Origin of the sequence: Burkholderia sp. KCJ3K979 (genome assembly GCF_016759955.1) — a bacterium.
Classification (GTDB): Bacteria; Pseudomonadota; Gammaproteobacteria; order Burkholderiales; family Burkholderiaceae; genus Burkholderia; species Burkholderia orbicola.
The window spans coordinates 26,064-34,895 of record NZ_JACFYV010000058.1; the positions used below are offsets into that span (position 1 = coordinate 26,064).

General features: G+C 64.9%; 6 protein-coding genes and 1 pseudogene. 1 reads left to right on the plus strand and 6 read right to left on the minus strand.

Annotated elements, in window-relative coordinates:
• A complete protein-coding gene (locus H3O04_RS15315; RefSeq protein WP_012328384.1) occupies window positions 1–1,560 on the plus strand; it encodes a DHA2 family efflux MFS transporter permease subunit in 1,560 nt (519 codons plus the stop codon).
• 96 nt (window positions 1,561–1,656) lie between these two features.
• Here H3O04_RS15315 and truB read toward each other — a convergent pair whose 3' ends face one another.
• From truB to H3O04_RS15345, 6 genes and pseudogenes are all read right to left on the minus strand, one after another.
• Window positions 1,657–2,589: a tRNA pseudouridine(55) synthase TruB gene (gene truB / locus H3O04_RS15320; RefSeq protein WP_124477862.1), complete on the minus strand. Its 933-nt coding sequence runs from the start codon at window positions 2,587–2,589 to the stop codon at window positions 1,657–1,659.
• Between the two features lie 13 nt (window positions 2,590–2,602).
• Window positions 2,603–3,001 carry a 30S ribosome-binding factor RbfA gene (gene rbfA / locus H3O04_RS15325; RefSeq protein WP_011545262.1) on the minus strand — a complete coding sequence of 133 codons (399 nt, stop codon included), beginning with the start codon at window positions 2,999–3,001 and terminating at the stop codon, window positions 2,603–2,605.
• A gap of 114 nt (window positions 3,002–3,115) precedes the next feature.
• Window positions 3,116–6,031: a translation initiation factor IF-2 gene (gene infB, locus H3O04_RS15330; protein WP_012328382.1), complete on the minus strand. Its 2,916-nt coding sequence runs from the start codon at window positions 6,029–6,031 to the stop codon at window positions 3,116–3,118.
• 91 nt (window positions 6,032–6,122) lie between these two features.
• Window positions 6,123–7,598 carry a transcription termination factor NusA gene (nusA, locus tag H3O04_RS15335; protein WP_006476166.1) on the minus strand — a complete coding sequence of 492 codons (1,476 nt, stop codon included), beginning with the start codon at window positions 7,596–7,598 and terminating at the stop codon, window positions 6,123–6,125.
• Window positions 7,598–8,056: a ribosome maturation factor RimP gene (gene rimP / locus H3O04_RS15340; protein ID WP_006476167.1), complete on the minus strand. Its 459-nt coding sequence runs from the start codon at window positions 8,054–8,056 to the stop codon at window positions 7,598–7,600. Before rimP ends, nusA begins: the two co-directional genes overlap by 1 nt.
• A gap of 453 nt (window positions 8,057–8,509) precedes the next feature.
• Window positions 8,510–8,832, minus strand: a pseudogene (locus H3O04_RS15345) (23S rRNA pseudouridylate synthase B); the annotation flags it as partial.

Consider the following 8,832-nt stretch of genomic DNA (forward strand, 5'->3'; position numbering starts at 1 on the left):
ATGGCACAGGCTCCTGCCTCCTACCCGCCCTTGCAGGGCGGGCAACTCGTACTCGGGACGATCGCGGTGTCGCTCGCGGTGTTCATGAACGTGCTCGACACGTCCATCGCGAACGTCGCGATCCCGACCATCTCGGGCGACCTCGGCGTGTCGTCCGACCAGGGCACGTGGGTCATCACGTCGTTCGCGGTCGCGAACGCCATCTCGGTGCCGCTGACCGGCTGGCTGACCGACCGTTTCGGGCAGGTGCGCCTGTTCCTCGCGTCGATCATCCTGTTCGTCATCTCGTCGTGGATGTGCGGGCTGTCGCCGAACCTGCCGTTCCTGCTCGGCTCGCGCGTGCTGCAGGGCGCGGTCGCCGGCCCGATGATTCCGCTGTCGCAAGCGCTCCTGCTGTCGAGCTATCCGCGCGCGAAAGCACCGATGGCGCTCGCGCTATGGGCGATGACGACGCTGATCGCGCCGGTCGCGGGCCCGATTCTCGGCGGCTGGATCTCGGACAACTACTCGTGGCCGTGGATCTTCTACGTCAACATCCCGGTCGGCATCGCCGCCGCCGCCGCGACGTGGATGATCTATCGCAACCGGGAGTCGGCCGTGCGCCGCGCGCCGATCGACGGCGTGGGCCTCGCGCTGCTGGTCGTCTGGGTCGGCTCGCTGCAGATCATGCTCGACAAGGGCAAGGATCTCGACTGGTTCGCATCGACGACCATCGTCGTGCTCGCGCTGACCGCCGTCATTGCATTCGCGTTCTTCGTGATCTGGGAACTGACCGCCGAGCACCCGGTCGTCGACCTGTCGCTGTTCCGCATCCGGAACTTCACAGGCGGCACGGTCGCGCTGTCGATCGGGTACGGCCTGTACTTCGGCAACCTCGTGCTGTTGCCGCTGTGGCTGCAGACGCAGATCGGCTACACCGCGACCGACGCCGGCCTCGTGATGGCGCCGGTCGGGCTGTTCGCCATCCTGTTGTCGCCGCTCACCGGGAAGTATCTGCCGCGCACCGATCCGCGCTTCATCTCGACGGCGTCGTTCCTGACGTTTGCGCTGTGCTTCTGGATGCGTTCGCGCTACACGACGGGTGTCGACGAATGGTCGCTGACGCTGCCGACGCTCGTGCAGGGCATCGCGATGGCGGGCTTCTTCATCCCGCTCGTGTCGATCACGCTGTCCGGCTTGCCCGGCCACCGCATTCCTGCGGCGTCCGGCCTGTCGAACTTCGTGCGGATCATGTGCGGCGGCATCGGCACGTCGATCTTCCAGACCGCGTGGGACCACCGCAACAACTTCCATCACGCGCAACTGGTCGAGCAGGCGAATCCATACAACCCGACGTTCAACCAGGCCGTCACGCAGATGGGCAACCTCGGGCTGTCGCAGAGCCAGGCACACGGGCTCATCAACAACATGGCCACACAACAGGCCGCGCAACTCGGCGTGAACGACCTGTTCTATATCTCGGCGGTGATCTTCGTGCTGCTGATCGCACTGATCTGGATCACCAAACCCGAACGCGCGGGCGGCGGCGATGCCGGTGCGGCAGCGTCGGCAGCGCACTGAGCAGCCGGGTTCAAGGCAGCACACCAAACAAAAAACCCGGTCGAAATCGACCGGGCTTTTTGCATTCTGCCGCGCGCACTTGCGTGCGCTGCTGCGTCATTGAGCCGTCACGACGAGCCGTTCCGGGGCGAGCACGCCATTCGCCTTGCGCGCCACGCCGAGCAACCGGGTGGCGTCGTACACGCGCACGCGCTCGCCATCGGCCGCGTCGATCGGCTCGAGCGCCGACAGCGGCAGACGCTGGCCGTGCAGGAACCGCTTCGCGCTGGCTTCGTCGAGACGCACCAGCGGAAACGTCGACAGCAGCGCATCGACCGGCTGAAGCCATGCATCGCGCGCCGCTTCGGCGGCGTCCGACAGCGCATCGAGCGTCACCGCATGCTCGAGCGTCAGCGCGCCGACGCCCGTGCGGCGCAGCATCGTCAGATGCGCACCGCAGCCGAGCGCTTCACCGATATCTTCCGCGAGCGTACGCACGTAGGTGCCCTTGCTGCAGGTCACGCGAAACGTCACGTCGGGCAGGTCGCAAGCGAGCAGATCGAGCGCATGGATCGTCACGTTGCGACCTTCCCGCTCGACGGTCTGGCCGGCCCGCGCATATTCGTACAGCGGCTTGCCGTCGCGCTTGAGCGCCGAATACATCGGCGGCACCTGCACGATGTCGCCGGTGAAGCGCACGAGCGCGGCTTCCACCGCCGCGCGATCGCATTCGACGGGCCGCGTGTCGATCACCTCGCCTTCCGCGTCGCCGGTAGCCGTGCGCTGGCCGAGACGCATCGTCGCTTCATACGTCTTGTCGGCGTCGAGCAAGTCCTGCGAGAACTTCGTCGCCTCGCCGAAGCACAGCGGCAGCAGGCCCGAAGCCAGCGGATCGAGCGTGCCGGTGTGACCGGCTTTCTTCGCGAGAAGCAGGCGCTTTGCGCGAATCAACGCATCGTTGCTCGACAGGCCGATCGGCTTGTCGAGCAGGAGAACGCCGTCCAGCACGCGCCGGGGCACGCGCGGACGTGGGGGTGCTGCATTCGTCATAGGCCGGTCGAGCTCAATCGTCCTTGGCAGGCGTGTCGGCCTCGTCGTCGTCCTTCGCACGCGTCGAGTTCGCTTCCTTGATCAGGCGCGACATTTCGACGGCCTTCTCGATCGTCTGGTCGTAGTGGAAATGCAGCGTCGGCACCGTATGAATGTGCAAGCGCTTGAACAGCAGGTTGTGCAGGTGACCCGACGCATGGTTCAGCGCCTCCTGCGTCTTCTCCGGATCGCCGGTGAGCGCCGTGAAGTAGACCTTCGCGTGCGCATAGTCCGGCGTGAGTTCCACGCTCTGGATGGTCACGATGCCGATGCGCGGATCTTTGACCTCGCGCATGATGAGTTCGGACAGATCGCGCTGAATCTGGTCGGCGATCTGAACGTTGCGATTGGGGGAAGTACGTTTCCTGGACATGATCGATCCGTGATCCGTTTATCAGGATGAAGCGGCGGCCGTTGTCAGCACGCCACCATGAAAATGGGCGGGACAGGCCCAAGCCTGCCCCGCCCAAGAGCCGATACGCGACGATTACAGCGTACGTGCGACTTCGGTCACTTCGAATACTTCGAACTGGTCGCCTTCGGTGACGTCGTTGAAGTTCTTCACCGACATACCGCACTCGAAGCCTTGCTTGACTTCCTTCACGTCGTCCTTGAAGCGCTTCAGCGATTCGAGTTCGCCCGTGAAGATCACGACGTTGTTGCGCAGCACGCGAACCGACGACGAGCGCTTGACGATACCGTCGGTGACCATACAGCCGGCGACCGTGCCGATCTTCGGTACCTTGAAGACCTGGCGCACCTCGACCATGCCGGTGATGACTTCACGCTTCTCCGGCGCCAGCATGCCCGACATCGCCGCCTTCACCTCGTCCACTGCGTCGTAGATGATGTTGTAGTAGCGGATATCGATGCCGTTCGCCTCGGCCAGCTTGCGTGCCTGTGCGTCCGCACGCGTGTTGAAGCCGATGATGACCGCCTTCGATGCCGTCGCGAGGTTGACGTCGTTTTCGCTGATGCCACCGACCGCGCTGTGCACGATCTGCACGCGCACTTCGTCGGTCGACAGCTTGAGCAGCGACTGCACGAGCGCTTCCTGCGAACCCTGCACGTCTGCCTTGATGATGAGCGGCAGGTTCTGCACTTCGCCTTCGCCCATCTGCTCCAGCATGCTTTCCAGCTTCGCGGCCTGCTGCTTCGCGAGCTTCACGTCGCGGAACTTGCCCTGACGGAACAGCGCGATTTCACGCGCCTTGCGCTCGTCCGGCAGCACGATCACTTCCTCGCCCGCGCCCGGCACTTCCGACAGACCCTGGATTTCGACCGGGATCGACGGGCCGGCTTCCTTCGTCGGCTTGCCGTTCTCGTCGAGCATCGCACGGACGCGACCGTAGGCCGTACCGGCCAGCACGATATCGCCGCGGTTCAGCGTACCGGACTGCACCAGGATCGTCGCGACCGGGCCTTTACCCTTGTCGAGCTTCGCTTCGATCACGATACCCTTGGCCGGCGCCTCGACCGGTGCCTTCAGTTCCAGCACTTCGGCCTGCAGCAGCACGTTCTCGAGCAGATCGTCGATACCTGCGCCCGTCTTGGCCGACACCGGCACGAACGGCGAATCGCCACCGTATTCTTCCGGCACGACGCCTTCCGCGACCAGTTCCTGCTTGACGCGATCCGGGTTCGCTTCCGGTTTGTCGATCTTGTTGATCGCGACGACGATCGGCACGCCACCCGCCTTCGCGTGGGCGATGGCTTCCTTCGTCTGCGGCATCACGCCGTCGTCGGCCGCCACCACCAGCACCACGATGTCGGTCGCCTTCGCGCCGCGTGCACGCATTGCCGTGAACGCTTCGTGACCCGGCGTATCGAGGAACGTGATGACGCCACGCGGCGTGTCGACGTGATAAGCGCCGATGTGCTGCGTAATGCCGCCCGCTTCGCCCGCGGCAACCTTCGCGCGGCGGATGTGGTCGAGCAGCGAGGTCTTGCCGTGATCGACGTGACCCATCACCGTGACGACCGGCGGACGCGGCAGCTGCTCCGCATCGGTACCGGATTCGCCTTCGACGAGCAGCGCTTCCGGATCGTCCAGCTTCGCGGCAACCGCGCGGTGGCCCAGTTCCTCGACGATGATCATCGCCGTTTCCTGGTCCAGCACCTGGTTGATCGTGACCATCTGGCCCATCTTCATCATCACCTTGATGACTTCCGAGGCCTTGATCGACATCTTGTGCGCGAGATCGGCAACCGACACGGTTTCCGGCACATGCACTTCACGGACGATCGGTTCGGTCGGCGCCTGGAACGTCGAGCTGTCCTGGTGACGGCCGCGACCCTTCGGGCCGCCGCGCCAGCCGCGGTCGACGCCGCCGCTCGAGTCGCCGCGAGTCTTGATGCCGCGACGCTTCGCCGCGTCGTCCTGCCAGCCGCCCTTGCCTGCACCCGGCTTCTTGTTGCGGTCGCCCGCGCCTGCCGGCGCCTGCGTGGTGGCCGGAGCCGCCGCGCCAGCCGGCTTCTTCACGGCCGGACGCGCCTGCGCACCTTCCGGCTTCGCCGGCTTGTGCAGCGTGCCCTTCGCTTCGGCCGGCTTCGGCGGTTCGACCGGTTTCGGCGGCTCGACTGCCTTGACCACGGCCTTGCGCGGCGTGTTCATCATTTCGCGGATCGCGCGGGCTTCGGCTTCCGCCGCCGCGCGACGCTTGCTGATCTCTTCCTGCTCGGCGCGCGCCTTGTCGGCTGCCTCACGGGCAGCGTCCTCGGCCTTCTTCGCCGCTTCGCGCTGGGCCGCGCGTTCGGCGGCTGCGCGTGCTTCGTCCTGCGCGGACTGCGTCGGCGTCGCTTCCTGCTCGGCAGCAGCCTGCTGCGCTGCCGCCTGCTGCTGGGCTGCGGCGGCTTCCGCCGCGGCACGCTTCGTCGCCGCTTCTTCCTCGGCGCGACGGCGCTCGGCCTCGGCCGCTTCCTCGCGGGCGCGACGTTCGGCTTCCTCGCGTTCGAGGCGTTCCTGACGCTCGCGCAGCTCCTGCGCCTGCTTCTCGAGCAGTTCGGCCTCGCGGCGCGCCTCTTCCTCGCGACGCTTCAGTTCCGCATCGTCGTCCGCTTCGGCGACCTGCGCCTGACCCTGATCCGCACCTTCGGCCACGTCGTCGCGCTTGACGAACGTACGCTTCTTGCGAACCTCGACCTGAATGGTGCGAGCCTTGCCCGTCGCGTCAGATTGCTTGATCTCCGACGTATGCTTGCGGGTCAGCGTGATCTTGCGCTTGTCGCCGTCAGTTGCGCCGTGCGACTTGCGCAAATGATCGAGCAGACGCGCCTTGTCCGTTTCGGACAGCGCATCGTCTTCACTCGCTTTCTGGACGCCCGCTGCCTGCAGCTGTTCGAGCAGCACACCAGCAGGCATTTTCAGTTCCGCGGCAAATTGGGCTACGTTGTTACTCGCCATTCATTCCTCTTAGTGCAAGGACCGATTCCTTGCGGTTAGCATCGGGTCAGGCCATACGGCCGCCATCAAATCAGTGCGCCATGGTCATTTCTCACTGGAACCAATGTTCACGTGCTTTCATGATCAACGCCTTAGCGGCATCCTCTTCCATTCCGGTCATGTCGACCAGTTCATCTACAGCCAGCTCGGCGAGATCGTCGCGCGTCTGCACGCCGTGTTCGGCCAGCTTCGCGAGCAGCTCCGGCGTGATGCCGTCGAGGCTCTTGAGATCCAGCGCTGCGTTCTCGACCTTTTCTTCGTTCGCGATGGCCATCGTCAACAGCGCGTCGCGTGCGCGGTTGCGCAGTTCGTGCACGGTGTCCTCGTCGAACGCTTCGATTTCGAGCATTTCGTTGAGCGGCACGTACGCGATTTCTTCGAGGCTCGTGAAGCCTTCGTCGATCAGGATGTCGGCAACTTCTTCGTCGACGTCGAGACGCGCCATGAACAGCGCACGCAGCCGGTCGCGTTCTTCACCCTGCTTCAGGGCGGACTCGTCCGGCGTCATGATGTTGATCTGCCAGCCGGTCAGCTCGCCGGCAAGGCGAACGTTCTGACCGCTGCGGCCGATCGCGACAGCCAGTTCGTTCTCGTCGACGACGACGTCCATCGAATGCTTTTCTTCATCGACGACGATCGACTGGACGGCTGCCGGCGCGAGCGCGCCGATCACGAACTGGGCGGGATCCTCCGACCATAGCACGATGTCGATGTTTTCGCCACCGAGCTCGTTGCGCACGGCCTGCACGCGGGAACCGCGGATGCCGACGCAGGTGCCGATCGGATCGATCCGCTTGTCGTAGGCGATGACGCCGATCTTCGCGCGCACGCCCGGGTCGCGGGCAGCCGCCTTGATCTCGAGCAGGCCCTGCTCGATTTCCGGCACTTCCATCTCGAACAGCTTCATCAGGAATTCCGGCGCCGTGCGCGACAGCTCGATCTGCGGGCCGCGCGCGGTGCGGTCGACCTTCGCGATGTACGCACGCACGCGGTCGCCCACGCGGAGGTTTTCCTTCGGGATCAGCTGATCGCGGCGCAGCAGCGCCTCGACGCGGCCCGATTCGACGATGAAGTTGCCCTTGTCGAGGCGCTTCACCGTACCCGTCATGATCTTTTCGCCACGCTCGAGGTAGTCGTTCAGGATCTGCTCGCGCTCCGCGTCGCGCACCTTCTGCAGGATCACCTGCTTCGCGGCCTGCGCGCCGATGCGGCCGAATTCGATCGACGGAACGGGTTCCTCGACATACTCGCCGACTTCGACGTCGGGCTTCTGCTCACGTGCTTCGAACAGCAGGATCTCGCGATCCGGCTCCTGCAAGCCTGCCTCGTCGGGAACGACGAGCCAGCGACGGAAGGTTTCGTGCTCGCCGCTTTCGCGATCGATATGGACGCGGATTTCGGCGCCTTCGTCGAACAGCTTCTTGGAAGCGGACGCGAGCGCAGCCTCGAGGGCGCCCAGCACCACATCCTTGTCGACGTTTTTCTCGCGCGCCAGCGCATCCACCAACATCAACACTTCGCGACTCATTATTTGCGGCTCCTAAAGTCAACTTGCGGAATCAGGCGGGCTTTGTCGATATCGGCCAGCGTGAAATCCAGCATGGCTGCCTCGCCCTTCTTCCCCTCAAATTCCAAACCGATCGTTTCGCCATTCGGCGCGTGCAGAATGCCCCGGTACGTCTTGCGCCCGTCCAGCGGCTTTTTCAAGGTCACGGAAACTTCGCTGCCGGCGAAGCGCTCGAAGTCGGCCAGCTTCTTCAACGGGCGGTCGAGCCCCGGGGACGAGACTTCGAGCCGTTCGTAATCGATATTTTCGACCGTCAAGACGTGCTGGAGCTGACGCGTAACCTTTTCGCAATCTTCGAGCGAGATGCCGGCAGGCTGATCGATATAGATGCAAAGCATGCCGCGCCCGGTGCGCTCGAGTTCCACCAGCTCGTAGCCGAGCCCGGTGACCGTGGTTTCTATCAGTTCCGTCAGTTGCACAGTGTCCTCTCAGGTGTTCGCGCCCGCCGCTCGCGATTCACCCGCGGGCGCGCGCCTTAGCCGGCGCAGGAAGCGCTACCCGAGATGCCTAACCGTTTCAGCAAAAAAAAATGGGCGGAACGCCCATCTTCTTACTGGTGGTCGCACCTGAGCCGCACATTGAATCCGTACGCCCAGCGACTCCGCGATTATAGCGATTTTTGGCGCAAACGCCAAGCCAGCCGGTAAAAGCAGCGCGTCGGCTGCCTTTACGGACCGAAAATGCGAAATCGGGCTACCCGATCGACCGGCACCACCCTACCGCACCGGTGATCGCCGTTGTCGCGGCACACGACATGGATTCAGCCGAAACCCGTCAACGCAATGCGCCGTATCGACAAAGCCGGCCGGATGCCGGCCACGCCGACGTATCGGCGGCTTTGCGCCGCCGTACGTACGTCAATCGACAGACGCTTAGCGGCTGCGCGTACGGCTGCGCTGCGGACGCTGACCGCCGCGCGGGCCGCCGTTGCCGGCGCCGTCGGCACGATTGCCGTTCGGATTGCGATTGCCGCCGCCCTTGCTGCCGCCGCGCTTGCCGCCCGCACCCTCGCGCTTGGGGCCTGCGCCATACGACGCGCGATTGCCGTCGACATCGCGACCGCCACCTGCACGGTTGCCGTCGCGGCCGCCGCCGGTACGATTGCCGTCACGGCCGCCGCCCGCGCGGTTGCCGTAACCCGACGGCGCAACCGGCAAGCTGCCGTAGCCGCTCAGGCCCGGCAAGCCCGGCCCGC

Bases quoted from the DNA above. Each gene is read 5' to 3' on its own strand.
- H3O04_RS15315 (WP_012328384.1), top strand. From the start codon at position 1: ATGGCACAGGCTCCTGCCTCCTACCCGCCCTTGCAGGGCGGGCAACTC.
- infB (WP_012328382.1), bottom strand. From the start codon at position 6,031: ATGGCGAGTAACAACGTAGCCCAATTTGCCGCGGAACTGAAAATGCCT.
- rbfA (WP_011545262.1), bottom strand. From the start codon at position 3,001: ATGTCCAGGAAACGTACTTCCCCCAATCGCAACGTTCAGATCGCCGAC.
- nusA (WP_006476166.1), bottom strand. From the start codon at position 7,598: ATGAGTCGCGAAGTGTTGATGTTGGTGGATGCGCTGGCGCGCGAGAAA.
- truB (WP_124477862.1), bottom strand. From the start codon at position 2,589: ATGACGAATGCAGCACCCCCACGTCCGCGCGTGCCCCGGCGCGTGCTG.